Consider the following 22,412-nt stretch of genomic DNA (forward strand, 5'->3'; position numbering starts at 1 on the left):
GTGGCTGACACGGAGGGCGTCCCGGCCACCGTGGACGCCCTCCGCATGCGCGTCGGCCAGGCCCTCGCGGCGGCCGGCATCGAGGATCCCGCGGTCGACGCGGAGCTCCTCGTCGGCCACGTGCTCGGCCTCAGCCGCGGGCAGGTGCAGTCGCGGGCGATCACGCGCCAGGCCGTCGACGCCGCGGACGCCGCCCGCGTCCTGGAGCTGACCGCCCGCCGCGCCCGCCGCGAGCCGCTGCAGCACATCACGGGCGTCGCGCACTTCCGCTCGCTCGAGCTCCTCGTGGGCCCGGGCGTGTTCGTGCCGCGGCCCGAGACGGAGCACGTGGCGCAGCTCGCGATCGACGCGCTGTCGGCGGCCCCCGGGGACGCTCCCGTCGCGGTCGACCTCGGCACGGGATCCGGCGCGCTCGCCCTCGCGCTCGCCACCGAGGTGCCGCACGCGCGCGTGCACGCGATCGAGGTGTCGCCCGCCGCGCACGCGTGGACGGCCCGCAACGTCGCGCGCCTCGCGCCCGACGTGGACCTCGTGCTCGGCGACCTCGCCGACGCCTTCCCCGAGCTCGACGGCCGGGTCTCCGTCGTCGTCTCCAACCCGCCCTACATCCCGGTCGACGCGGTGCCGCGCGACCCCGAGGTGCGGCTGCACGATCCCGCGCTCGCGCTCTACGGCGGCGCCGACGGCCTCGACGTCGTGCGGCTCGTGTCCACGACCGCGCGGCGGCTCCTCCACCCGGGCGGCGCCCTCGTGATCGAGCACGGCGAGCTGCAGGGCGACGCGATCCGCGCGCTCCTCGACGCGGACGGCTGGCGCGCGACCGCGACGCACCAGGACCTCACCCGGCGCGACCGCGCGACGACCGCGCTGCGCTGACGCGGATCCCGCGCGGCGGGCGCACGGCCCCGTGGCGGCTCAGCCCGCGTGCGCCTGGGCGCGCACGAACGCCTCCACCGCCGGCAGCAGGTCGCCGTCCCCGCGCACGTGGTGCCCGTGGATCCCGAGCCGGCGCGCCGACTCCACGTTGTCGAGCCGGTCGTCGGCGAAGAAGGTGCGCTCCGGCGGCTGCCCGTAGGCGGCGAGCACGGCGCGGAACACGGCCGGATCCGGCTTCCGGGCCCCGTAGCCGCTCGACGTCCGCAGGTGCTCCAGCCCGAACAGCGGCACGAGCTCCGGCGCGAGCGTCGGCAGGTGCCGGGCCGCGAGCGCGTTGTTGTTGGTGAGCAGCGTGATCCGCCCGGCCTCGCGTGCGCGGGCCACGGCCTCGAGCGCCGCCGGCCGCACCGTCATGGACGCGCGGCGCCGACGCACCCACTCGTCCTCGTCCATGTCGACGCCCACGGCCGCGCAGAACGCGGGGAGGTAGGAGTCCGCGTCGAGGCGCCCCGCCTCCGCGGCCCACTCGCCGTCGTCGTTGTACCAGCGGCGGCGCAGCTCGGGCAGGTCGTGGCCCGTCGCGGCGGTGATCCGGTCGGCCGGCCCCCGCCAGTCGTGGTCGTACAGCACGTCGTCCATGTCGAACACGAACAGGAGCCCGCGCGGGGCGGGGGAGGAGGGCCGGGAGGTCACCCGATCCAGTATGCGGGCCCGCACGCCACGCGGATCCGCCGCTCAGGGCCACGGGCACGCGCTCGGCTACGATGAGCGACGACATGGCGCGCATCTACGACTGCTCAGTCGACACCGACCTCCTCACCGGCATGAGACTCGCCCGACAGGCGGTGGGCCGCGGCGAGGTCGTCGTCATCCCCACGGACACCGTCTACGGCATCGCCGCCGACGCGTTCAACCCCGAGGCCGTGCAGCGGCTGCTCGACGCCAAGGGCCGCGGCCGCGACGCGCCGCCTCCCGTGCTCATCCCCGGCCGGTCGACGCTCGACGCCCTCGCCGACTTCGTGCCCGACGTCGTCCGCCGCCTCGTGGACGAGTTCTGGCCGGGCGGCCTCACGGTGATCCTCGTGGCGCAGCCGTCCCTCGTCTGGGACCTCGGCGAGACCCGCGGCACCGTCGCACTCCGCATGCCCGCCAACTCCTTCGCGCTCGAGCTCCTCGCGGAGACCGGCCCGCTGGCCGTCTCCTCCGCCAACAAGACCGGCCAGCCCGCGGCCGCGACCGCCCAGGACGCCGCCGAGCAGCTCGGCGACTCCGTCTCGATCCTCCTCGACGGCGGCGCCGCCGGGGGAGCGGCCTCGACCATCGTCGACGCCTCGCGCGTCACCGAGGCGGGCGGCCGCGTCCGCATCGTCCGCGAGGGCGCCGTCACGCGCGCGCAGATCCAGCAGCTCATCGGCGACGAGCTCGAGCCCGTCGTCGCGGCGCCGAGCGAGCCCGCCGAGCCGGAGGCCTCCGACGACGCGCCGGCCGCCCCCGACCTGCCCGCGACGCCCGACGCGCCCGAGGCCCCCGCGGCATCGCGAGCGGCGCCGAGCGCGCCGACGGATCCGCGGATCCCGACGCCGCGCCCGCCGCCCCGTCCGCGACCGAGCCCCCCGCGGACCCGCCCGCGCACCCCCGGTGACCTACTACGCCGCCATGGCGGTCGTCTCGGCGGTCATCACGCTCGTCCTCTCGATGGTCGTCATGAAGCTCGGCTACCGCTTCCGGCTCTACCCGGCCATCCGCGCGCGCGACGTGCACACGCAGCCCACGCCCCGACTCGGCGGCGTCGCGATGTTCGCCGGGATCCTGGTGGCCTTCGCCGTGGCGTCCCAGGTCTCCTGGTTCGGCCTGGTCTTCGAGCGTCCCGGTCCCGTCTTCGCGATCCTCGGCGCCGCGCTCATGATCGTCGTCATCGGCGTCCTCGACGACGTCTACGACCTCGACTGGATGATCAAGCTCGCCGGCCAGATCCTCGCCGCCGGCCTCCTCGCCTGGCAGGGCGTCGCCATCTCGTCGCTCCCCATCGGCGGCCTCACCGTCGGGTCGTCGCAGATGTCGATCATGCTGACGATCTTCGCCATCGTCCTCGTCATGAACGCCGTCAACTTCATCGACGGCCTCGACGGGCTGGTCGCCGGCGTCGCGATCATCGCCAACGGCGCGTTCTTCCTCTACAGCTTCCTGCTCTCCGACACCGCCACCGGCCAGACCGAGCGGTTCAACCTCGCGTCGCTCATCAGCGCGATCCTCATCGGCGCGTGCCTCGGCTTCCTGCCCTTCAACTGGCACCCCGCGAAGCTCTTCATGGGGGACGCGGGCGCGCTCCTCGTCGGCCTCCTCATGGCCACGAGCGCCATCGCGGTCACGGGCGAGATCGACCCGAACCCGGAGACCTTCGGGCGCTCGCAGCTGCTGCCCGCGTTCCTGCCGATCCTGCTGCCGTTCGCGATCCTCATCGTGCCGCTGCTCGACTTCGCCCTCGCGGTGTTCCGGCGCCTCAAGGCCGGCAAGTCCCCGTTCAGCGCCGACCGCAAGCACCTGCACCACCGCCTGCTCGACATGGGGCACTCGCGCCTGCACGCGACGCTGATCTTCTACGCGTGGACGGGCGTCGTGTCCGTCGGCTGCCTGCTCATGTTCGTGGTGCAGCCCTACGCCTGGGGCGTCGCCTTCATCGCGGTGGGCATGGTCGCCTGCGCCGTCATCACGCTGGCGCCGCTCAGCCGCCGCAAGCGCCTCGAGGCCGCCGCGCAGCTCGTCCCCGCCGACGCGGACTCGGACGACGCCGCCGCGTACGACCCGCTGGACGAGGCCGCGGGCGACCGCCCGCTCGCGCGCCTCACGGAGTCCGAGCTCGAGACGGTCGAGCGCGAGCACGCCGACCTCGCCACCGGGGCCGTCGCGACCCGGCCCACCGACGCCCCGCATGCCGGGAACAGCAAGGAGACGACATGACCGACAGCCCGAGCGCGCCCGCCCCCGCGGAGCGCCCCGCGAAGAAGGACGTCTTCACGCGCATCCTCATCGGCGGGGCCGTCCTCGCCTTGGCCATCGCGGTGGTCGGCGGCATCGTCGGATTCGCGGTGGACGGCGGGCGCGGGCTCCTCAGCGCCGTGATCGGCAGCGCCATGGCGCTCGTGTTCCTCGGCCTCACGGCCGGCAGCATCCTCTTCGCGAACCGGTTCCAGTCCTCGCCGATCTACCCGACCCTGTTCTTCTCGGTCGTCCTCGGGGCGTGGCTCGTGAAGTTCGTCGTGTTCCTCGCGGTCGCGATGGTGCTGAAGGAGCAGCCGTGGATCAACCTGGTCGTGCTCTTCGTCACGGTCATCGTGGGCGTCGTGGGCGCCCTGGTGATGGACATGGTCGTCATCACCAAGGCGCGCGTCGGGTACGTCAGCGACGCCCAGCTGCCGGGCCGCTGACCGGGCGCGTCCCCGCCGTCGCCGGGGGGACGCGATTAGTCAGGGCACCCTCATTGTTGATAGTCTCTCTCGAGACGATTCCCGTCGGGCCGTGCCCAGATCCACCTCACGCCGGCGTCTTCTCACCCCATCCGTTCGTCGCCGCGAGAGCTCGCGCTCCACGCCCCGAAACAGGAGATAGCGCTGTTGGCCATCGCCGCACCCAGCATCATCACCCTCGCCGCTGAAGACTCGGGTGAGGGGTTCCACGCTCCCACGCTCTCGGAGTTCTTCCCGCCCATCGCCTTCTTCGAGGGCACGGGCTTCGACCTCAACCGCATCATGCTCATCAGGCTCCTGGTGATGGCGGTGCTCGTGGTCCTGTTCGTCGTGGGCACGCGCAAGCTCGCGCTGGTCCCCGGCCGCGGGCAGAACCTCGTCGAGATGGGCGTCGACTTCGTCCGCGTCAACATCGCGGAGGACATCCTCGGCAAGAAGGACGGCCGTCGATTCCTGCCGATCCTCATGACCATCTTCTTCCTGGTCCTCGGCATGAACCTCACGGGCGTCATCCCGTTCCTCAACATCGCGGGCACGTCCGTCATCGGCCTCCCGCTGCTCCTGGCGCTCGTCGCCTACGTGACCTTCATCTACGCCGGCATCAAGGACCGGGGCGTGATGTTCTTCAAGAACACGCTGTTCCCCGCCGGGGCGCCGAAGCCGGTCTACCTGCTCCTCACGCCCATCGAGTTCCTCTCGACGTTCATCATCCGGCCGGTCGCTCTCACGCTCCGACTCCTGATGAACATGCTCGTGGGGCACCTCCTGCTGGTGCTCTGCTTCTCCGCGACGTGGTTCTTCCTCTTCGAGGCACAGGGCGCGCTCAAGATCCTGGGCGCCGGGACCCTCGTCCTCGGATTCGCGTTCACGCTCTTCGAGCTGCTCGTCGCCGTCCTGCAGGCCTACATCTTCGCCCTCCTCACCGCCGTCTACATCCAGATGGCCGTGGCGGAGGAGCACTAAGCGGTCTCGTCCACCAACGAGATCACCCAACCGGAAGGAAACCCCAGTGGACCCCATCATTCTCGCCGAGATCAACGGCAACATCGCGACCGTCGGCTACGGCCTCGCAGCGATCGGCCCCGGCATCGGTGTCGGTATCGTCGCCGGCAAGACCGTCGAGGCCATGGCCCGCCAGCCCGAGATGGCCGGCAGCCTCCGCACCACGATGTTCCTCGGCATCGCGTTCTCCGAGGCGCTCGCGCTCATCGGCCTCGCGACCTACTTCATCTTCACCAACTGAGGGACACGCACATGCTCACGCCCCACAACGTGATGGCGGCAGGTGAAGAAGCGCCGAGCATCCTCCTTCCCGCGGTCTACGACATCGTGTGGTCGGCGGTCGTGTTCGTCGTCCTCCTGGTCGTCATCTGGAAGTACGCGCTGCCGCGTGTCTACGCCATGCTCGACGGTCGCACCGAGGCCATCGCCGGCGGCATCGAGAAGGCCGAGCGCGCGCAGGCGGAAGCCGACGCCGCGAAGGCCGAGCTCACCGCGCAGCTCGCCGAGGCCCGTGCCGAGGCCGGTCGCATCCGCGACCAGGCCCGCGTCGACGCCACGGCGATCGCTGCGGAGATCAAGGAGCAGGCCCAGGCCGACGCCGCCCGGATCACCGCGAGCGCGCAGCAGCAGATCGAGGCCGAGCGCCAGCAGGCGGTCGTCTCGCTCCGCTCCGAGGTCGGCTCGCTCGCGATCGACCTCGCGTCCGGCGTCATCGGCCAGAGCCTCGCGGACGACCAGCGCTCCACCGCGCTCGTCGACCGGTTCCTCGCCGACCTGGAGGCCAGCGAGGCCGCCGGCAGGACGGGATCCGCCAGCTGATGGGCAGTGCATCGCGCGCATCGCTGGACGCGGCCCGTCGCGTCCTCGCGGAGCTCGGGGGCGTCGACCTGTCGACGGCCGGTCAGCTCCTCGGGGCCGGCCGCGCCATCGGCGGATCCACGCACCTGCTCTCCGCGCTGGCGGACACCGGCATCGCGCCGGAGGTCAAGCACAGCATCGTGGACCGGGTCTTCGGCGCCACGGTGCAGGAGCCCGCGCTCCGCGTCATCCGCGCGGTCGTCGACGGCCGCTGGTCGTCGCACGACGAGCTGCTCGCGGGCGTCGAGGAGCTCGGCATCCGCGCCGTGGCCATGTCCGCTCCGGAGGGCACGCCCATCGAGGCGGAGCTGTTCACGTTCGGACGGGCCGTCGCCACCGCGGACGGCCTCGAGCTCGCGCTCGGCGACAAGCTGGGCGATCCCGAGGCCAAGTCGACGCTCGTCCACCGCCTCCTCGGCGGCCGGGCATCCGAGCAGACCGTGGTCATCATTGAGCAGCTCGTGCAGCAGCCCCGCGGCCGCCGCATCGGGGAGCTCGTGCGCCACGCCGCCACCCTCGTGGCGGACCAGGCGGGCCTCACCATCGCCACGGTCCGCGTCGCCTCGCCCCTGTCGCCCGAGCAGTCGGAGCGCCTCGCGCAGGCCCTGAGCCGCCGGTACTCCCGGCGGGTCGAGCTGAACCAGGTCGTGGACCACGACCTCGTCGGCGGCCTCCGCGTCCAGATCGGCGACGACGTCATCGACGGCAGCGTCGCCACCAGGATCAACGATTTGAGACTCCAGTTCGCCTGACCGGCGGGCGTCACCTCGGGGGCCTTCCGCTCTCGTGAATGCAAAGGGAAAGAAGATGGCAGAACTTTCGATCAGCCCCGACGAGATCCGGGACGCGCTCAAGGACTTCGTGCAGTCCTACGAGCCCGGCAAGGCCTCGACCGAAGAGGTCGGCTACGTGCTCGACGCGGGCGACGGAATCGCCCACGTGCAGGGCCTGCCCGGCGTCATGGCCAACGAGCTCATCACGTTCGCCGACGGGACCCTGGGCCTCGCCCAGAACCTCGAGGAGAGCGAGATCGGCGTCATCGTGCTCGGCGAGTTCGCCGGCATCGAGGAGGGCATGGAGGTGCGCCGCACCGGCGAGGTGCTCTCCGTCCCCGTGGGCGACGCCTACCTCGGCCGCGTCGTCGACCCGCTGGGCAACCCCATCGACGGCCAGGGCGAGATCGTCAGCGAGGGTCGTCGCGCGCTCGAGCTCCAGGCGCCCGGCGTCATGCAGCGCAAGAGCGTGCACGAGCCCATGCAGACCGGCATCAAGGCCATCGACGCCATGATCCCGATCGGCCGCGGCCAGCGCCAGCTCATCATCGGCGACCGCCAGACCGGCAAGACGGCCATCGCGATCGACGCGATCATCAACCAGAAGGCCAACTGGGAGTCCGGCGACACGAACAAGCAGGTCCGCTGCATCTACGTCGCCATCGGCCAGAAGGGCTCGACCATCGCCTCCGTGCGCGGCGCCCTCGAGGAGGCCGGCGCCATGGAGTACACGACGATCGTCGCGTCCCCCGCGTCCGACCCCGCCGGCTTCAAGTACCTCGCGCCCTACACCGGCTCGGCCATCGGCCAGCACTGGATGTACGGCGGCAAGCACGTCCTCATCATCTTCGACGACCTGTCCAAGCAGGCCGAGGCCTACCGCGCCGTCTCGCTCCTCCTGCGCCGCCCGCCGGGACGCGAGGCGTACCCCGGCGACGTGTTCTACCTGCACTCCCGCCTGCTCGAGCGCTGCGCCAAGCTCTCGGACGAGCTGGGCGCCGGATCGATGACGGGCCTGCCCATCATCGAGACGAAGGCGAACGACGTCTCGGCGTACATCCCGACCAACGTGATCTCGATCACCGACGGCCAGATCTTCCTCCAGTCCGACCTGTTCAACGCGAACCAGCGTCCCGCGGTGGACGTCGGCATCTCGGTGTCCCGCGTCGGCGGCGACGCCCAGGTGAAGAGCATCAAGAAGGTCTCCGGCACGCTCAAGCTCGAGCTCGCGCAGTACCGCTCGCTCGAGGCGTTCGCGATCTTCGCGTCCGACCTCGACGCGGCCAGCCGTCGCCAGCTCGCCCGCGGCGCGCGCCTCACCGAGCTGCTCAAGCAGCCCCAGTACTCGCCGTTCCCCATCGAGGAGCAGGTCGTCTCGATCTGGGCGGGCACCAAGGGCAAGCTCGACGAGGTCCCCGTCGAGGACATCCTCCGCTTCGAGCGGGAGCTGCTCGACCACCTCCACCGCAACACGGAGGTGCTGTCGCAGCTGAAGGAGAAGAACGTCCTCACCGACGACATCGTCGACGCGATGGACAAGGCCGTGGACGCGTTCAAGCTCGAGTTCCAGACGGGCGAGGGCAAGCCGCTCGCCTCGGTGGGATCCGAGAGGTTCGAGCCCGCCAAGGCCGAGGACGTCAACCAGGAGCAGATCGTCAAGGGCAAGCGCTGACGCGCTCGCCTCACCGATCCGCCACCGACCGAGACCGATAGGGAGACTCATGGGAGCGCAACTCCGGGTCTACACGCAGAAGATCAAGTCCGCGCAGACGACGAAGAAGATCACCCGCGCGATGGAGCTGATCTCCGCGTCGCGCATCCAGAAGGCGCAGCAGCGGATGGCGGCGTCCGCGCCGTACTCCCGCGCCGTCACGCGCGCGGTCTCGGCGGTGGCGACGTTCTCCAACGTCGACCACATCCTCACGACCGAGCCCGAGAAGGTGGAGCGGGCGGCGATCGTCATCTTCGCCTCCGACCGCGGCCTCGCGGGCGCGTTCAGCTCCAGCGTCCTGAAGGAGTCGGAGCAGCTCGCCGAGCTCCTCCGCTCGCAGGGCAAGGAGATCGTGTACTACCTGGTCGGCCGCAAGGCCGTCGGGTACTTCAAGTTCCGCAAGCGGGACTCGGAGCGCATCTGGACGGGCAGCACGGAGAAGCCCGAGTTCGAGACCGCGAAGTCGATCGGCGACGCGCTCGTGGAGAAGTTCACGACCGAGGCGTCCGAGGGCGGCGTGGACGAGATCCACATCGTCTTCAACCGCTTCGTGTCCATCGCCACGCAGAAGCCCGAGGTCGTCCGCCTGCTCCCGCTCGAGGTCGTCGAGGGGGTGGAGGCACCCGGCGAGGGCGCCGTCCTGCCGCTCTACGAGTTCGAGCCCGAGGTGGGCGACGTGCTCGACGCGCTGCTGCCCGTCTACATCGAGAGCCGCATCTTCAACGCGATGCTGCAGTCGGCCGCCTCCGAGCACGCCGCGCGCCAGAAGGCCATGAAGTCGGCGAGCGACAACGCCGACAAGCTCGTGACCACCTACACGCGGCTGCGGAACAACGCGCGGCAGACCGAGATCACGCAGCAGATCTCCGAGATCGTCGGCGGCGCGGACGCGCTCGCCTCAGCCAAGTAATCCTCACGCTCCACGAATGAAGAAGAGAGACATCAATGACTGACACCGCCACTGCGCCGGTCGACACCGACAGGGTGGCCGGCGTCGGACGCATCGTACGCGTCACCGGCCCGGTCGTGGACATCGAGTTCCCGCACGACTCGATCCCCCCGGTCTACAACGCGCTGAAGACCACGATCACCATCGGCGAGGAGTCGACGGAGATCACGCTCGAGATCGCGCTCCACCTCGGCGACGACCTCGTCCGCGCCATCGCCCTGAAGCCCACGGACGGCCTCGTCCGCGGCCAGGAGGTGCGCGACACCGGTGCGGCCATCTCGGTCCCCGTCGGCGACGTCACCAAGGGCAAGGTCTTCAACGTCACGGGCGACATCCTCAACAACGAGGGCGGTGAGGCGATCGAGATCACCGAGCGCTGGCCCATCCACCGCAAGCCCCCGATGTTCGACCAGCTCGAGTCCAAGACGCAGCTGTTCGAGACCGGCATCAAGGTCATCGACCTCCTCACCCCGTACGTGCAGGGCGGCAAGATCGGCCTGTTCGGCGGCGCGGGCGTCGGCAAGACCGTCCTCATCCAGGAGATGATCCAGCGCGTCGCGCAGGACCACGGCGGCGTGTCCGTGTTCGCCGGCGTCGGCGAGCGCACGCGTGAGGGCAACGACCTCATCATGGAGATGGAGGAGGCCGGCGTCTTCGACAAGACCGCGTTGGTCTTCGGCCAGATGGACGAGCCGCCGGGAACGCGCCTGCGCGTCGCCCTGTCCGCGCTCACGATGGCGGAGTACTTCCGCGACGTGAAGAACCAGGACGTGCTGCTCTTCATCGACAACATCTTCCGCTTCACGCAGGCCGGCTCCGAGGTCTCCACGCTGCTCGGCCGCATGCCGTCCGCGGTGGGCTACCAGCCGAACCTCGCGGACGAGATGGGCGTGCTCCAGGAGCGCATCACGTCGACCCGCGGCCACAGCATCACGTCGCTGCAGGCCATCTACGTCCCCGCGGACGACTACACCGACCCGGCGCCGGCCACCACGTTCGCGCACCTCGACGCGACCACGGAGCTCAGCCGCGAGATCGCCTCGCGCGGTCTCTACCCGGCCGTCGACCCGCTGACGTCCACCAGCCGCATCCTCGACCCGCGGTACCTGGGCCAGGCGCACTACGACACGGCCACCCGCGTCAAGGCGATCCTGCAGAAGAACAAGGAGCTCCAGGAGATCATCGCGATCCTCGGTGTCGACGAGCTCTCGGAGGAGGACAAGGTCACGGTCTCCCGTGCCCGCCGCATCCAGCAGTTCCTCTCGCAGAACACCTACATGGCGAAGAAGTTCACGGGCGTCGAGGGTTCGACCGTGCCGCTGAAGAACACCATCGAGTCGTTCTCGAAGATCGCCGACGGCGACTACGACCACGTCGCCGAGCAGGCGTTCTTCAACGTCGGCGACCTCGACGACGTCGACCGCCGCTGGTCCGAGATCCAGAAGGAGAACGGCTGACATGGCCCGCGCTGATCTCACGGTCACCGTGGTCTCCGCCGACGAGCAGGTCTGGTCGGGTCAGGCGTCCATGGTCGTTGCGCGCACGAGCGAGGGCGAGATCGGCATCCTCGCCGGTCACGAGCCGCTCCTGGCGATCCTCGCGACCGGCAACGTCCGCATCACGCAGGACGGTGGCGCCGTGATCACGGCCGACGCCGACGAGGGCTTCCTCTCGGTGGAGAACGACAACGTGACGGTGGTCGCGCGCAAGGCCGCCCTGGTCGCGTAGCGTCACCTCCGTCCGACGGCGGACGGTCCCCTCGGGGGCCGTCCGCCTTCGTGCGTCCGGGCGGCGCGCTGCGTCTGCCGGTCCCGCATCCCGTCGGGGATCCCGCGCTCCACGTCCCGTCCGTCCCGTCCGTCCCTTCCATCCCCGGAGGTCCCGTGCTCGTCCTGCTGCCCCCGTCCGAGACGAAGCGCGACGGCGGGGACGACGGCTCCCGCCTCGCCCTCGACCGCCTCGCGTTCCCCGAGCTGACGGACGAGCGGCGGACGGTCGTGCGTGCGGTCGCCGACCTCGCGCGGGACCCCGAGGCCGCCGCGCGTGCGCTCAAGCTCGGGCCGCGCCAGGCCGGTGAGGTGGAGCGCAACCGCCTCCTCGAGTCGTCGCCGACCATGCCGGCGCTCCAGCGCTACACGGGCGTGCTCTACGACCCCATCGGCGCGGACGCCCTGGACGCCGCCCAGCTCGCCTTCGCCGGGCGGCACGTGGCCGTGCACTCGGCCCTGCTCGGGCCGGTGATGGCGACCGACCCCATCCCCGCGTACCGGCTCTCGCACGACAGCCGCGTGCCGGGCCTGCGGATGAAGGCGCACTGGGTCGCGTCGGTGCGGCGCGTGCTGGAGGGGGTGCCGGGCCTCGTCCTCGACCTCCGCTCCGACGGGTACGCCGCGCTCGGCCCGCGCCCGGGTCACGAGGACTCCGCGGTGGTGCGCGTCGTGGCCCGCGGCGCGGACGGCACGGTGCGCGCGCTCAACCACTTCAACAAGAAGGCCAAGGGCGAGCTGGTGCGCGCGCTGATCGAGGGCGGGCAGGACCTCGCCTCCGTCGCCGAGCTGCTCGACTGGGCCGAGGCCGCAGGGTTCGAGCTCGCGCGCGGCACATCCGGCGAGCTCGTGCTGGTGGCGGCCTCGCACTGAGCCCGCGCACGCGCCACCACCGCTCGATACACGAGCGGGGCTGTGTGGCGGGGCGTCCGGCCCGTGCGTCGGCTCAGGCGGCCCGGTGGCAGCCGACGACGTGGTCGTCGACGAGGCCCGACGACTGCATGAGCGCGTAGACCGTCGTCGGCCCGACGAACCGCAGCCCGTGGGCCTTGAGCTCGCGGCTGAGGGCGGTGGACTCCGGCGTGACGGCGGGGATGTCGTCCGCGGTCCCGGGCCGCGCCCGCGAGGCCGGGTCGGACGCGTGCGCCCAGACCATGCGGTCGAGGGCGCCGTCGCCGCGCTCGTCGATCAGCGCCCGGACGGCGCGGGCGTTGCCGGAGGCCGCGAGGATCTTGGCGCGGTTGCGGATGATGCCGGCGTCGCCCATGAGGCGCTCGACGTCGTCCTCGTCCATCGCCGCGACCGCGTCGACGTCGAAGCCGTGGAAGACCTCGCGGAACCGCGGGCGCTTGCGGAGGATGGTGATCCACGAGAGCCCGGCTTGGAAGCCCTCCAGGCAGAGCTTCTCGAACAGCGGCCGGTCGCCGTGCAGCGGACGGCCCCACTCCTCGTCGTGGTACCGGCGGTACTCGGGATCGCCGGCCGACCACGCGCAGCGGGCCAGCCCGTCGTCGCCGACCGCGATCGATGCCCGGGTCACGACGGCAGCACCGATCCCTCGACGGCCAGCAGCCGCACCTTGGTGGCGACGCCGTCGCCCGCGCTGAACCCCGTGACGCGTCCGTCGGCGCCGAGCACGCGGTGGCAGGGCACGAGGATGCAGAGCCGGTTGGCCCCCACGGCACCGCCCCCCGCCCGGGCCCCGCCCGGACGCCCCGCGGCCTGCGCGAGCGCGCCGTAGGTGGTGACGCCACCGTGGGGGACGCGCAGGAGCGCCTCCCACACCGCGACCCGGAACGGCGTGCCGGCGAGGCGGACGGGGACGTCGAACTCACGGCGGCGGCCGGCGAACCACTCCTCGAGCTGGCGCGCGGCCTCGTGGAGGACCGCGCTCGGCCGGTCGTCGAGGTGGTCGAGCGGCAGGCGGTCCGCGGTCGCGATGGAGAGCGCGAGGACCCGGTCGCCCTCGGCGACGAGCTCCAGACGGCCCACGGGCGACGGCACGCGCAGGAGCGCGGCGCCGGGCGGCAGGGTGCCGTGCGCGGGAGGCAGCGGCGGGCGTGGATCCGCGTGGCGCCTTGCGGAGGGGGCGAGGCGTTCGGGCGCGATGGCGGGAGCGGTGGAGGGCGTCATGCGGCGACGGTACGACGGTCCCGGTGGGCCCCGGGCGCGCCGGGGACGACGGGGGGAACGGATCCGCCCGACGCGTCGGGGGAGGAGGCGGGGAGCCGCGCCGCCGTCACCGGGAGCGCCCGTGCCCGTCCTGCGTGTGGACCTTGAGGTACACGAACGTCTCGGTGCTCACGACGCCCTCCAGCGCCCGGATGCGCGCGTTGAGGAGCTCGACGAGCTCCTCGTCGTCCTCGCACACCACCTCCGCGAGGAGGTCGAACGTGCCCGCGGTCATGACCACGTAGTCGACGGCGGGGATGGCCGCGAGGGCGTCCGCGACCACGCGCACGTCGCCGCTCACGGTGACGCCGATCATGGCCTGCCGGGTGAGCCCGAGCTGCTGCGGGTCCGTGAGCGCCACGATGCGGATCACGCCGGCGTCGGTGAGCTTCTGCACCCGCTGGCGGACCGCCGCCTCGCTCAGCCCGACCGCCTTGCCGATCTCGGCGTACGACCGGCGGCCGTCCTCGCGCAGCTGGTCGACGATGGAGCGGGAGATCGCGTCGACGGGCAGCCCGCGGGTGGAGGGGCGCTGGGGCGTGCTCATCGTCCGAGCATGACAGCCTGGCAGGAGCCGGGCAACCGGATCCGCGGCGCGTGTCCCCGCCGACGGGGCGGATGCCCCTCCGCCGACCCGGTGGCCGCCGACGGCGCCGCCCCTCGGCCGGGGCAGCGCGCGCGGTAGGATCCCTCTCAGCGCGTCCGGCCGCCCGAGGCCCGGCGCCCACCGCCCGTCCGGGCGCCGACCCTCGATGGAGCCGATGACGTGAGCGAGGGCTCCCACCGATCCGCTCGCGTCGGCGCGGGATCCTCCGCGGTCGCGGTCGTCACGCCCCGAGCGGTGGTCCTGCTGCCCGACGGCGCTCCGGCCCGCATCGTGGAGGAGCTGTGGCGGGTGGCGTCGGATCCGGCCGCCGTCGCGGAGTCGCTGGTCGCGGCCCTGCCGTTGCGCGGCCCCGACGAGGTCGCGTCCTTCGCGGTCGTCGTCCACGAGGGCGCGGGGCCGGAGGGCGCGCGGCTCCAGATCGTGCTGCGGGGCGACGCCGTCGTCGACGCGGACGACGGCGACGAGGACGGCCCGCGCCGCGTCGACGCCCGCGGGGTGCTCCCCTTCTACCTGGCCGCGCTCGACCGCGTGCGCGCGTACCGCGTCGGGCGCGCCGGGGGATCCGCATCCGTCGCGCTCCCCGGCGCGCTCCCGCTGGTGGCCGGCGCGGTCGCCTCGGACGCCGTGACCTGGCGGCTCGGCGCGCACGACCCCGCGGAGGCGGCGTCGGGCGACCCCGCGCGACCCGCCGTGCCCGTACCCGCGTCCGCGGCTCCTGCCGCCGGGACCGCCCTGGTCGACGACGCCGAGGCCGCCGCCCGCGCGCGGTCCGCGAGCGTGGCCACGGCCGCGATACCCGTCGCGCCCGACGTGCCTGACGAGCCCGTGGCCCGCGTCGTGCACGCCGTCCGCATCCTCCACGGCCGCGCGGCGCCCGTCCCCGGCGCGGCAGGCGCGCACGCGGCGGACGCCGAGCGGATCCCGCTGGACCCGCCGCTGATCGTGGGGCGCCGCCCGCGTCCGCCGCGCGTCAGCCGGGGACCGGAGCCGCGTCTCGTGACCGTGGCGTCGCCGCTCGGCGAGATATCCGGCACGCACGTCGCCATCCGGCAGGAGTCCGACGCGATCGTCGTCACCGACCTGGGCTCCACCAACGGCACCGCGGTGCTCGTGCCCGGGGCGGACCGCCTGGCGCTCCGGCCGGGGGAGTCGCTCGTGGTCGTGCCCGGCACCCGCGTCGACATCGGCGACGGCGTCGTCCTCGAGATCCTGGCCGCCCGATGACCGCCATCGGCGCCGACGTCGCGGAGCGCGCCCTCGAGCTGCCCGACGGCCGGACGCTCGTGCTCGGCTGGGCGTCCGCCACCGACCGGGGCCTCCGGCGCGACCACAACGAGGACAGCCTCCTCGCCGCCGTGCCGTACTTCGTCGTCGCGGACGGGATGGGCGGCCACGCGGCCGGCGACGTGGCGAGCGACGCCGTGATCCGCCGCCTCGCCGAGGAGCAGGGCCGCGCCGAGGGCGGGTTCGCGGATCCCGAGGGCGTGGAGCCCGCGCTCGAGCTGGCCGTCGACGACATCCGCGAGGAGACCGGCGACCTCGAGCTGCACGCCGGGACGACCGTCACGGGCGCGTGCCTCACGCTCGTCTCCGACCGGCCGTACTGGGCCGTGTTCAACGTGGGCGACTCCCGCGTCTACCAGCTGCGCGGCGACGTGCTCGAGCAGGTGACGGTCGACCACTCCGTCGTGCAGGAGATGGTGGACGCCGGCCGCATCACGCGCGCGCAGGCCGACCGGCACCCGGACGGCAACATCATCACGCGCGCGGTGGGCGTCGGCGACGCGGCGGAGGCCGACTACTGGCTGCTGCCCGTGACCGCGCGGCTGCGGCTCCTGGTCTGCTCCGACGGGCTCACGAAGGAGCTGGCGGACGCGGAGATCCGCGGGCACCTTCTGCGGGCGGACGACGCGGCGACGGCCGTGCGCGACCTCGTGGAGCACGCGCTCGACAACGGCGGGCGCGACAACGTCACGGCCGTCGTGGTGGACGTGCTGCGGATCGACCCGCCCGCGGACGCCGCCACGCCCCGCCGTCGCGGGCTGCGGCGCTGAGCCGGCGGCCGGCCCGCGCTACGCGTGCAGGGCGTCGTTGAGGATCGACCCGCCGCCCCGACGCGGCACCGCCTCGACGGCGCCCGTGAGCGAGTTGCGGCGGAACAGGATCCCCGGCCGCCCGGACAGCTCGACGGCCTTCACCTGGGGTGCGGTGCCGTCGGCGGTGGGAGCCTCGCCCGCGAGCCGGACCTTGGTGCCGGCCGTCACGTAGAGGCCGGCCTCCACGACGCTGTCGTCGCCGATGGAGATGCCGACGCCCGAGTTGGCGCCGAGCAGCGCCCGCTCGCCGATGACGACGCGCTCCGTGCCGCCGCCCGAGAGCGTGCCCATGATGGAGGCGCCGCCGCCCACGTCGGAGCCGTCGCCGACGACCACGCCCTGCGAGATCCGCCCCTCGACCATGGACGACCCGAGCGTGCCGGCGTTGAAGTTCACGAATCCCTCGTGCATCACGGTGGTGCCGGGGGAGAGGTGCGCGCCCAGCCGCACGCGCGACGCGTCGGCGATGCGCACGCGGTCCGGCGTGACGTAGTCGAGGAGGCGCGGGAACTTGTCGACGCCGTGCGCGGCGATGCCGGCGCGCTGGAGCGACGGCCGCAGCCGGTCGAAGTCGTCGGGGTGCACGGGGCCGGCGTTGGTCCACACGACGATGGGCAGCTGGCCGAAGATCCCGTCGAGGGAGATCGTGTTCGGCGCGACGAGCAGGTGGCTCAGCAGGTGCAGGCGGAGGTAGGCGTCGGGCGTGGACGCGGGCGGCGCCTGCAGGTCGATCTCGACGGTCACGATGTCGACCGTCACGCCGCGGCGCGGGTCGGCGACGGCGAGCTCCTCGATCCAGGCGGGGGCGATCCAGCGGTCCCGGCCGGCGGGCAGCGACCCGAGCTCGGGCGCCGGGAACCAGGTGTCGAGCACGGTCCCGTCGGAGGCGACGGTCGCGAGGCCGTAGCCCCAGGCGGATCCGGTGGCGGGCGCGGCGGACGAGGGCGAAGCGGGGGAGGCCATGCGGCCAGCGTACCGATCGCCGTGCGCCGTCCCGGGTCCTCCCCAGGCCCGCGTCCCGCCGCCGACCTAGGATGATCCGCATGCCGACCGCGACGCCCCCCGTGCCCGAGCTCGACCTCACGGCGGGGAGCGTGGAGGTCACCCGCGCCATCTGCGACATCGAGTCGGTCTCCGGCGACGAGGCCGCGCTCGCGGACGCCATCGAGCGCGCGCTCGCCGGCTGCGCGCACCTCGAGCTCGTGCGCGACGGCGACGCGGTCGTCGCCCGCACGCACCTCGGCCGCGACCGCCGCGTCGTCATCGCCGGCCACATCGACACGGTGCCCCTCAACCGCAACCTGCCCACGCGCACCGAGCACGAGGGCGGCGTCGAGTACCTCTGGGGCCGCGGCACCGTCGACATGAAGGCGGGTGTCGCCGTGCAGCTCGTGCTGGCGGCCGAGCTCGTGGATCCCGCCTACGACATCACCTGGATCTGGTACGACCACGAGGAGGTGTCCGACAGCCTCAACGGCCTCGGCCGCCTCGCCCGCACCCGGCCGGACCTGCTGGAGGGAGACTTCGCGATCCTCGGCGAGCCCACCCGCGCCGAGATCGAGGGCGGCTGCAACGGCAACCTCCGGGTCGAGGTCCGCGCGTTCGGGAGGCGCTCGCACTCGGCCCGCTCCTGGGTGGGCGAGAACGCGATCCACCGCATCGCGCCCGTGCTCGCCACGCTCGCCGCCTACGAGGCGCGCGAGGTCGAGGTCGACGGCCTCGTGTACCGCGAGGGCCTCAACGCCGTCGGCGTCACGGGCGGCATCGCCGGCAACGTCATCCCGGACGAGGCCATGGTCCACGTCAACTACCGCTTCGCGCCCAGCCGCTCCGGCGCCGAGGCCGTCGAGCACGTGACGAGCCTCTTCCCGGGCTTCGAGGTCACCGTCGTCGACCTCGCGGAGGGCGCGCGCCCGGGCCTCGACGCCGAGATCGCGCAGCCGTTCCTCGCCGCGGTCGGCGGCGAGGCGCGCCCCAAGTACGGCTGGACCGACGTGGCCCGCTTCAGCGCGCTCGGCGTCCCCGCCGTGAACTACGGCCCCGGCGATCCGCTCCTCGCCCACCACGACGACGAGCGCGTCGACGTGTCCCAGATCACGTCGTGCGAGCGCGGCCTCCGGGCGTGGCTGACCGCGCGCTGACCCGGCCGGTCGGGCGCCCGGCGACGCGCGACCTGCCGGACGACCGACCCGCGGCCCGCCTGCCCTGGTGGGCCGCCGTCCTCGGCGTCTACCTCGCGAGCCGCGTGCTCACGACCGTGCTGATGCTCGTGTCGGCCCGCAGCCAGATCCGCACCCCGTGGGCCCCCGCCTCGCCGTCCTACCTCCAGTTCGCGACCTTCTGGGACGCCGGCTGGTACCGCGACATCGCCACGTTCGGCTACCCGACGGTCCTCCCCGTCGACGCCGCGGGGCACGTGCAGGCGAACCCCTGGGCGTTCATGCCCGTGTACCCGGCCCTCGTGCGCGCGATCCAGGACGCCACGGGCGCGCCCTTCGAGGTGGCGGGCGTCGCCGTCTCCGTCGTCGCCGGGGCGGGCGCGGTGCTGGTCCTGCACCGCCTGCTGGCGCGCTTCCTCTCGCCGTCGTCCACGATGCTGGCGATCGTCATCGTGTGCGTCGCCCCCGTGTCGCCCATGTTCCAGATCGCGTACGCCGAGAGCCTGCAGACGCTGCTGCTCGTCACCGCGCTGCTCCTCCTCGTCGAACGCCGGTACCTCCTGCTCGTGCCCGTGGTCGTGGTCATGGCCCTCACGCGGCCGCTCGGGCTGGCGTTCGCGCTCGCCCTGATGCTGCACGGCGCCCACCGCCTGGCGACCGCGCGACGCGACCCGTTCCTCGCGGGGGAGCGGGCCCGGCTCGTCCTCGCGGCCACCTCGGCGGCGGCCGCGGGCGCCGCGTGGCCCGTGATCGCGTGGATCCGCACGGGCTCGTTCACCGCGTACACCGACACCGAGCTCTCCTGGCGGGCGGCGTACGTCGGCTACCGCCACCTCGTCCCGTTCGAGGCGTGGTTCGACGCGGGCGACTTCTGGATCGGCGGGGTCGGGGGCGCCGTCGCGGTCGTGCTCGTCGTGGCGGCCTTCGCGCTGATCCTCACGCGGCCCTCCGTGCGCGCCCTCGGTCCCGAGCTGCGCATCTGGCTCGCCGCGTACGGCCTCTACCTCTTCGCCGTCTTCTTCCCGCAGTCGAGCCTCTTCCGCCTGCTGCTGCCCATGATCCCGCTGGCCGGCGCGCTCGCCGTGCCCCGCTCGCGCGCGTACCGCGTGGGCGTCGTGCTCGCCATGGTGGCCGGCCAGTGGATCTGGATCGACCTGGTCTGGCGCGCCACCGCCGGCGACTGGACGCCGCCGTGATCCCGCCGCCCGCATCCCGCCGGGGATCCGGCCGCGCCCCCTCCGCAGCCCCGTCGGGGGCGCGGCGGCCGTAGCACGCGGTCGCGCGTTCATCGGCGTGCGCGTCCATGCGGGATAATGGAGGCACATCCACGAAAGGGGAGCCGAATGGCAGCCATGAAGCCCAGGACCGGCGACGGACCGATGGAGGCCGTGAAGGAGGGCAGGCTCATCATCGTGCGCGTGCCCTTGGAGGGAGGCGGACGACTCGTCGTCTCCGTCAACGACGCCGAAGCGAAGGAGCTTCACGACGCCCTCGCCGCGGTCACCAGCGCGAGCTAGTCGAGAGCGCATCACGCGACACCGCCCGCCCCGTCGACGACGGGGCGGGCGGTGCTGTCTCCGGGCGGCGGCCCGGCGGGGTCAGCGGCCGGTCTTCGCGATCTGCAGCAGGCCGTCGCCCGCGGGCGAGAGCGACGCGACGACGGCGCCGGATCCCGCCGTCTCCTGCACGAGCGTGCGGAACGCGGCGGTCTGCGCGTCGCGCGCGGCGGGGTTCTGCACGCGGCCGCGCCAGAGGGCGTGCGGCACGAGCACCAGCCCGCCCGTGCGCGCGAGCCGCAGGCCGTGCTCGACGTACTCGATGACCTGCGCGGGATCCGCGTCGACGAGCACGAGGTCGTAGCTCGCGTCGCTCATCCGCGGCAGCACGTCGAGCGCGCGACCCGTGATGAGGCGCACCCGGTTCGCGGGCACCTCGGCGTCGGCCAGGATCTCGCGGGCCGCCTGCTGGTGGTCGAACTCGACGTCGATGCTCGTGAGGATCGCGCGGGGCGCGCCGCGGAAGATGCAGAGCCCGGAGACGCCGGCCCCCGTCCCGATCTCGATGACGCTGGTGGCGCGTGTCGCGGCCGCGAGCAGCGAGAGCTGCGCGCCGACGGCGGGGGAGACGGCCTCGATGCCGAGCTCGCGGGAGTGCTGGCGGGCCAGGGCGATGTGCTCGTCCTCGACGACGACGTCCTCGGCGAACTTCCACCCGGTCTCCTGGTCGGACACGCGGCACCTCCCTCTTCCGGGTCCCCAGGGTATCGGCCCGCGGGCGGCCGTCCGACCGGCGGCCTGTCCGCCGAGGCCCGAGGGGAGGCGAAGCGCTGACCGGACCCTGCGCCCGGGCGGATATCGGGCATCGACCGACTAGCCTGTGATCATGTTCGGCCTGACGTTCGAGAAGCTGATGCTCATCGGCATCATCGCCGTGTTCCTGCTCGGCCCCGAGCGGCTGCCGGTCTACACCCAGAAGCTCGCGGACCTGGTGAAGGCCGCGCGGCGCATGGCGACCGGGGCGCGCGAGCGCATGCGCGACGAGCTGGGGCCGGAGTTCGACGAGGTCGACTGGAAGAAGCTCGACCCGCGCCAGTACGACCCGCGCCGCATCATCAAGGAGGCGCTGTTCGAGGACGAGCCGGTCGTCACGAAGCCGCGCGTCCCCGTCGAGACCACCGTCGCCCGCCGGCAGCGCCTCGAGCGCGAGGCGGCCGCGGCCTCCGCGCAGCCCGCGCCGTTCGACGCCGAGGCCACCTGACGCGATCCCCGGTCCCTCTCGGGGTCAGGCCGCGCCGCTGAAGCGCGCGTCCACCGCGCGCGCCTCCTCCCGGAGTGCGTCGACCACCGCCCGCACCGACGGGCGCTCGGCGCGATCCGGCCGCAGCAGCACGTGCAGGTGACGCTTGGAGGCGACCCCGGACAGCCGCTTCACCACCACGCCGTCGTGCTCGCCGGCCGTGTAGCGCGGCAGCAGCGCGATGCCGTGGCCCGACGCCACGAGCGACTCCGTGATCCGGGTGTCGCTGAACCGCTGCACGACCCGCGCCGGCGCGCCCACGGCCTGCTCGATGTCGAGGAGGATCCGGTCGAACGGGAGGCCCTGCGGCACACCGATCCACGGCTCCCCGCTGAGGTCGGCGGGGCTGACGGACGCCCGGCCCGCGAGGCGGTGGTCGGCGGGCATCGCCACGTCGAGCGGCTCGACCATGAGCGGCACGATCACGAGGCCGAGCCCCCGCCACGTGCCGGCGCCCGCGAGCGAGTGGGCGATGACGACGTCGAAGTCGGCGGTGAGGTCGGCGAAGGCACGGGAGGCCGGATCCCGGTCGCTGGCGCGCAGCGTGAGGTCGGGGATCGCCGCGACCCGGTCGAGGAGCCCCGGCAGCAGCATCTGCGCCGCCGTGGGGAAGGTCGCGAGCGTGACCTCGCCCGAGGGCTGGTGCCGGAAGTCCTCCCACAGCGCCTCGGCGCGGGCCACGGCGACCGCGATGTCGGTCGCCGTGCGGGCCAGCGCGCGGCCGGCGTCGGTGAGCACGATCCCGCGCCCGGAGCGCTCGGTGAGGGGCACGCCCGCCTCGCGTTCGAGCACCTTGAGCTGCTGCGAGACGGCCGACGGGGTGCGTCCGGCGGCGCGCGCGACGGCGCCCACGCTGCCGCGGTCGGCCAGCTCGCGGAGGAGCTCGAGGCGGCGTATGTCCATGAAGGCAGGCTACACAACCAGGCAAGGACTATGAGCTTGTCCTGAACGGTGGCGGGTGGTCTCATGGTGGTGCGGCGGAATGCGCCGCCATCCGCCTTCTCGCAGGAGCACCACCATGACCGTCTTCCTCATCGCCGTCGCCGCCCTCTCCGTCTCCGCCATCGCCGGCACCGTCGTCGTCACCGCCCGCGACGGCTACCGCGCCGTGCCGACGCGCACGCACCGCAGCCACGTGTAGTCGACGCCCGACGCACGGACGAGGAGGACGGCAGCCCGCGGG

General features: G+C 73.1%; 26 protein-coding genes and 1 pseudogene. 20 read left to right on the forward strand and 7 right to left on the reverse strand.

Annotated elements, in window-relative coordinates:
* Positions 1-876 (forward strand): peptide chain release factor N(5)-glutamine methyltransferase, encoded by an 876-nt coding sequence (gene prmC, locus AES38_RS05370; protein ID WP_053774105.1) that lies wholly within the window; start codon positions 1-3, stop codon positions 874-876.
* Between the two features lie 39 nt (positions 877-915).
* On the opposite strand, the gene AES38_RS05375 is transcribed toward prmC, so the two are convergent.
* Positions 916-1,569 (reverse strand): HAD family hydrolase, encoded by a 654-nt coding sequence (locus tag AES38_RS05375; protein WP_053774106.1) that lies wholly within the window; start codon positions 1,567-1,569, stop codon positions 916-918.
* 131 nt (positions 1,570-1,700) lie between these two features.
* Between AES38_RS05375 and AES38_RS15420 the strand changes: the two are divergent.
* The 12 genes and pseudogenes from AES38_RS15420 to yaaA all read left to right on the forward strand — a co-directional run.
* Positions 1,701-2,228 (forward strand): annotated as a pseudogene (locus tag AES38_RS15420) (L-threonylcarbamoyladenylate synthase); the annotation flags it as partial.
* 286 nt (positions 2,229-2,514) lie between these two features.
* On the forward strand, positions 2,515-3,834 hold the full coding sequence (locus AES38_RS05385; protein WP_053774108.1) for an MraY family glycosyltransferase: 1,320 nt from the start codon (positions 2,515-2,517) through the stop codon (positions 3,832-3,834).
* A complete protein-coding gene (locus tag AES38_RS05390; RefSeq protein ID WP_053774109.1) occupies positions 3,831-4,301 on the forward strand; it encodes a Cg1360 family ATP-synthase-associated protein in 471 nt (156 codons plus the stop codon). The genes AES38_RS05385 and AES38_RS05390 overlap by 4 nt, the downstream gene beginning before the upstream one ends.
* Positions 4,302-4,487: 186 nt before the next feature.
* Entirely contained in the window at positions 4,488-5,303 is an 816-nt protein-coding gene (gene atpB / locus AES38_RS05395) for a F0F1 ATP synthase subunit A (protein WP_371259389.1), read from the forward strand.
* 46 nt (positions 5,304-5,349) lie between these two features.
* Positions 5,350-5,583, forward strand: a complete 234-nt coding sequence (locus tag AES38_RS05400; protein ID WP_012037850.1) for an ATP synthase F0 subunit C — start codon at positions 5,350-5,352, stop codon at positions 5,581-5,583.
* Positions 5,584-5,594: 11 nt separating this feature from the next.
* Positions 5,595-6,161: a F0F1 ATP synthase subunit B gene (locus tag AES38_RS05405; protein ID WP_053774110.1), complete on the forward strand. Its 567-nt coding sequence runs from the start codon at positions 5,595-5,597 to the stop codon at positions 6,159-6,161.
* Positions 6,161-6,952 (forward strand): F0F1 ATP synthase subunit delta, encoded by a 792-nt coding sequence (locus AES38_RS05410; protein WP_053774111.1) that lies wholly within the window; start codon positions 6,161-6,163, stop codon positions 6,950-6,952. The genes AES38_RS05405 and AES38_RS05410 overlap by 1 nt, the downstream gene beginning before the upstream one ends.
* Before the next feature lie 55 nt (positions 6,953-7,007).
* On the forward strand, positions 7,008-8,645 hold the full coding sequence (gene atpA, locus AES38_RS05415) for a F0F1 ATP synthase subunit alpha (RefSeq protein ID WP_053774112.1): 1,638 nt from the start codon (positions 7,008-7,010) through the stop codon (positions 8,643-8,645).
* 49 nt (positions 8,646-8,694) lie between these two features.
* Positions 8,695-9,594, forward strand: a complete 900-nt coding sequence (locus AES38_RS05420; RefSeq protein ID WP_053774113.1) for a F0F1 ATP synthase subunit gamma — start codon at positions 8,695-8,697, stop codon at positions 9,592-9,594.
* Positions 9,595-9,629: 35 nt separating this feature from the next.
* Positions 9,630-11,090: a F0F1 ATP synthase subunit beta gene (gene atpD / locus AES38_RS05425; RefSeq protein WP_053774114.1), complete on the forward strand. Its 1,461-nt coding sequence runs from the start codon at positions 9,630-9,632 to the stop codon at positions 11,088-11,090.
* 1 nt (position 11,091) lies between these two features.
* Entirely contained in the window at positions 11,092-11,361 is a 270-nt protein-coding gene (locus AES38_RS05430) for a F0F1 ATP synthase subunit epsilon (RefSeq protein WP_053774115.1), read from the forward strand.
* Positions 11,362-11,516: 155 nt separating this feature from the next.
* Positions 11,517-12,272 (forward strand): peroxide stress protein YaaA, encoded by a 756-nt coding sequence (gene yaaA / locus AES38_RS05435; protein ID WP_053774116.1) that lies wholly within the window; start codon positions 11,517-11,519, stop codon positions 12,270-12,272.
* A 73-nt stretch (positions 12,273-12,345) separates the two neighbouring features.
* Here yaaA and AES38_RS05440 read toward each other — a convergent pair whose 3' ends face one another.
* From AES38_RS05440 to AES38_RS05450, 3 genes are all read right to left on the reverse strand, one after another.
* Positions 12,346-12,939 carry a DNA-3-methyladenine glycosylase I gene (locus tag AES38_RS05440; RefSeq protein WP_053774117.1) on the reverse strand — a complete coding sequence of 198 codons (594 nt, stop codon included), beginning with the start codon at positions 12,937-12,939 and terminating at the stop codon, positions 12,346-12,348.
* Positions 12,936-13,532 (reverse strand): methylated-DNA--[protein]-cysteine S-methyltransferase, encoded by a 597-nt coding sequence (locus AES38_RS05445; RefSeq protein WP_081001847.1) that lies wholly within the window; start codon positions 13,530-13,532, stop codon positions 12,936-12,938. Before AES38_RS05445 ends, AES38_RS05440 begins: the two co-directional genes overlap by 4 nt.
* A 106-nt stretch (positions 13,533-13,638) precedes the next feature.
* Positions 13,639-14,118, reverse strand: coding sequence for an Lrp/AsnC family transcriptional regulator (locus AES38_RS05450; RefSeq protein ID WP_053774118.1), 480 nt, complete (start codon positions 14,116-14,118; stop codon positions 13,639-13,641).
* Between the two features lie 219 nt (positions 14,119-14,337).
* On the opposite strand from AES38_RS05450, the gene AES38_RS05455 reads away from it, so the two are divergent.
* The gene (locus AES38_RS05455) at positions 14,338-15,402 is read left to right on the forward strand and encodes an FHA domain-containing protein (RefSeq protein WP_053774119.1); all 1,065 of its coding nucleotides are present in this window, start codon (positions 14,338-14,340) and stop codon (positions 15,400-15,402) included.
* Positions 15,399-16,232, forward strand: a complete 834-nt coding sequence (locus AES38_RS05460; protein ID WP_053774120.1) for a PP2C family protein-serine/threonine phosphatase — start codon at positions 15,399-15,401, stop codon at positions 16,230-16,232. Before AES38_RS05455 ends, AES38_RS05460 begins: the two co-directional genes overlap by 4 nt.
* Positions 16,233-16,250: 18 nt before the next feature.
* Here AES38_RS05460 and dapD read toward each other — a convergent pair whose 3' ends face one another.
* The gene (gene dapD / locus AES38_RS05465) at positions 16,251-17,237 is read right to left on the reverse strand and encodes a 2,3,4,5-tetrahydropyridine-2,6-dicarboxylate N-succinyltransferase (RefSeq protein ID WP_053774121.1); all 987 of its coding nucleotides are present in this window, start codon (positions 17,235-17,237) and stop codon (positions 16,251-16,253) included.
* Positions 17,238-17,317: 80 nt separating this feature from the next.
* Here dapD and dapE point away from each other — a divergent pair, with 80 nt between their 5' ends.
* The 3 genes from dapE (at position 17,318) to AES38_RS15425 (ending at position 19,950) form a co-directional block, all read left to right on the forward strand.
* A complete protein-coding gene (gene dapE, locus AES38_RS05470) occupies positions 17,318-18,415 on the forward strand; it encodes a succinyl-diaminopimelate desuccinylase (RefSeq protein ID WP_053774122.1) in 1,098 nt (365 codons plus the stop codon).
* Positions 18,397-19,629 carry a hypothetical protein gene (locus AES38_RS05475; RefSeq protein ID WP_053775681.1) on the forward strand — a complete coding sequence of 411 codons (1,233 nt, stop codon included), beginning with the start codon at positions 18,397-18,399 and terminating at the stop codon, positions 19,627-19,629. The genes dapE and AES38_RS05475 overlap by 19 nt, the downstream gene beginning before the upstream one ends.
* A 147-nt stretch (positions 19,630-19,776) precedes the next feature.
* Positions 19,777-19,950: a DUF3117 domain-containing protein gene (locus AES38_RS15425; RefSeq protein WP_012037866.1), complete on the forward strand. Its 174-nt coding sequence runs from the start codon at positions 19,777-19,779 to the stop codon at positions 19,948-19,950.
* Positions 19,951-20,031: 81 nt separating this feature from the next.
* Here AES38_RS15425 and AES38_RS05480 read toward each other — a convergent pair whose 3' ends face one another.
* Positions 20,032-20,664 carry an O-methyltransferase gene (locus AES38_RS05480; RefSeq protein ID WP_053774123.1) on the reverse strand — a complete coding sequence of 211 codons (633 nt, stop codon included), beginning with the start codon at positions 20,662-20,664 and terminating at the stop codon, positions 20,032-20,034.
* A gap of 151 nt (positions 20,665-20,815) precedes the next feature.
* Here AES38_RS05480 and AES38_RS05485 point away from each other — a divergent pair, with 151 nt between their 5' ends.
* Entirely contained in the window at positions 20,816-21,190 is a 375-nt protein-coding gene (locus AES38_RS05485) for a twin-arginine translocase TatA/TatE family subunit (RefSeq protein WP_053775682.1), read from the forward strand.
* Positions 21,191-21,214: 24 nt separating this feature from the next.
* Here AES38_RS05485 and AES38_RS05490 read toward each other — a convergent pair whose 3' ends face one another.
* The gene (locus AES38_RS05490) at positions 21,215-22,132 is read right to left on the reverse strand and encodes a LysR family transcriptional regulator (protein WP_053774124.1); all 918 of its coding nucleotides are present in this window, start codon (positions 22,130-22,132) and stop codon (positions 21,215-21,217) included.
* A 115-nt stretch (positions 22,133-22,247) separates the two neighbouring features.
* Between AES38_RS05490 and AES38_RS16250 the strand changes: the two genes are divergently transcribed.
* The gene (locus AES38_RS16250; RefSeq protein ID WP_255414062.1) at positions 22,248-22,370 is read left to right on the forward strand and encodes a hypothetical protein; all 123 of its coding nucleotides are present in this window, start codon (positions 22,248-22,250) and stop codon (positions 22,368-22,370) included.
* Positions 22,371-22,412: the final 42 nt, after the last annotated feature.

The sequence above is a fragment of the Clavibacter capsici genome (assembly GCF_001280205.1).
Classification (GTDB): Bacteria; Actinomycetota; Actinomycetes; order Actinomycetales; family Microbacteriaceae; genus Clavibacter; species Clavibacter capsici.

Coding starts and splice junctions, on each gene's coding strand:
- AES38_RS05390 (WP_053774109.1), top strand. CDS start 3,831: ATGACCGACAGCCCGAGCGCGCCCGCCCCCGCGGAGCGCCCCGCGAAG.
- AES38_RS05405 (WP_053774110.1), top strand. CDS start 5,595: ATGCTCACGCCCCACAACGTGATGGCGGCAGGTGAAGAAGCGCCGAGC.
- AES38_RS05410 (WP_053774111.1), top strand. CDS start 6,161: ATGGGCAGTGCATCGCGCGCATCGCTGGACGCGGCCCGTCGCGTCCTC.
- atpA (WP_053774112.1), top strand. CDS start 7,008: ATGGCAGAACTTTCGATCAGCCCCGACGAGATCCGGGACGCGCTCAAG.
- AES38_RS05420 (WP_053774113.1), top strand. CDS start 8,695: ATGGGAGCGCAACTCCGGGTCTACACGCAGAAGATCAAGTCCGCGCAG.
- atpD (WP_053774114.1), top strand. CDS start 9,630: ATGACTGACACCGCCACTGCGCCGGTCGACACCGACAGGGTGGCCGGC.
- AES38_RS05430 (WP_053774115.1), top strand. CDS start 11,092: ATGGCCCGCGCTGATCTCACGGTCACCGTGGTCTCCGCCGACGAGCAG.
- AES38_RS05445 (WP_081001847.1), bottom strand. CDS start 13,532: ATGACGCCCTCCACCGCTCCCGCCATCGCGCCCGAACGCCTCGCCCCC.
- AES38_RS05450 (WP_053774118.1), bottom strand. CDS start 14,118: ATGAGCACGCCCCAGCGCCCCTCCACCCGCGGGCTGCCCGTCGACGCG.
- AES38_RS05460 (WP_053774120.1), top strand. CDS start 15,399: ATGACCGCCATCGGCGCCGACGTCGCGGAGCGCGCCCTCGAGCTGCCC.
- dapD (WP_053774121.1), bottom strand. CDS start 17,237: ATGGCCTCCCCCGCTTCGCCCTCGTCCGCCGCGCCCGCCACCGGATCC.
- dapE (WP_053774122.1), top strand. CDS start 17,318: ATGCCGACCGCGACGCCCCCCGTGCCCGAGCTCGACCTCACGGCGGGG.
- AES38_RS15425 (WP_012037866.1), top strand. CDS start 19,777: ATGGCAGCCATGAAGCCCAGGACCGGCGACGGACCGATGGAGGCCGTG.
- AES38_RS05485 (WP_053775682.1), top strand. CDS start 20,816: ATGTTCGGCCTGACGTTCGAGAAGCTGATGCTCATCGGCATCATCGCC.
- AES38_RS05490 (WP_053774124.1), bottom strand. CDS start 22,132: ATGGACATACGCCGCCTCGAGCTCCTCCGCGAGCTGGCCGACCGCGGC.
- AES38_RS16250 (WP_255414062.1), top strand. CDS start 22,248: ATGACCGTCTTCCTCATCGCCGTCGCCGCCCTCTCCGTCTCCGCCATC.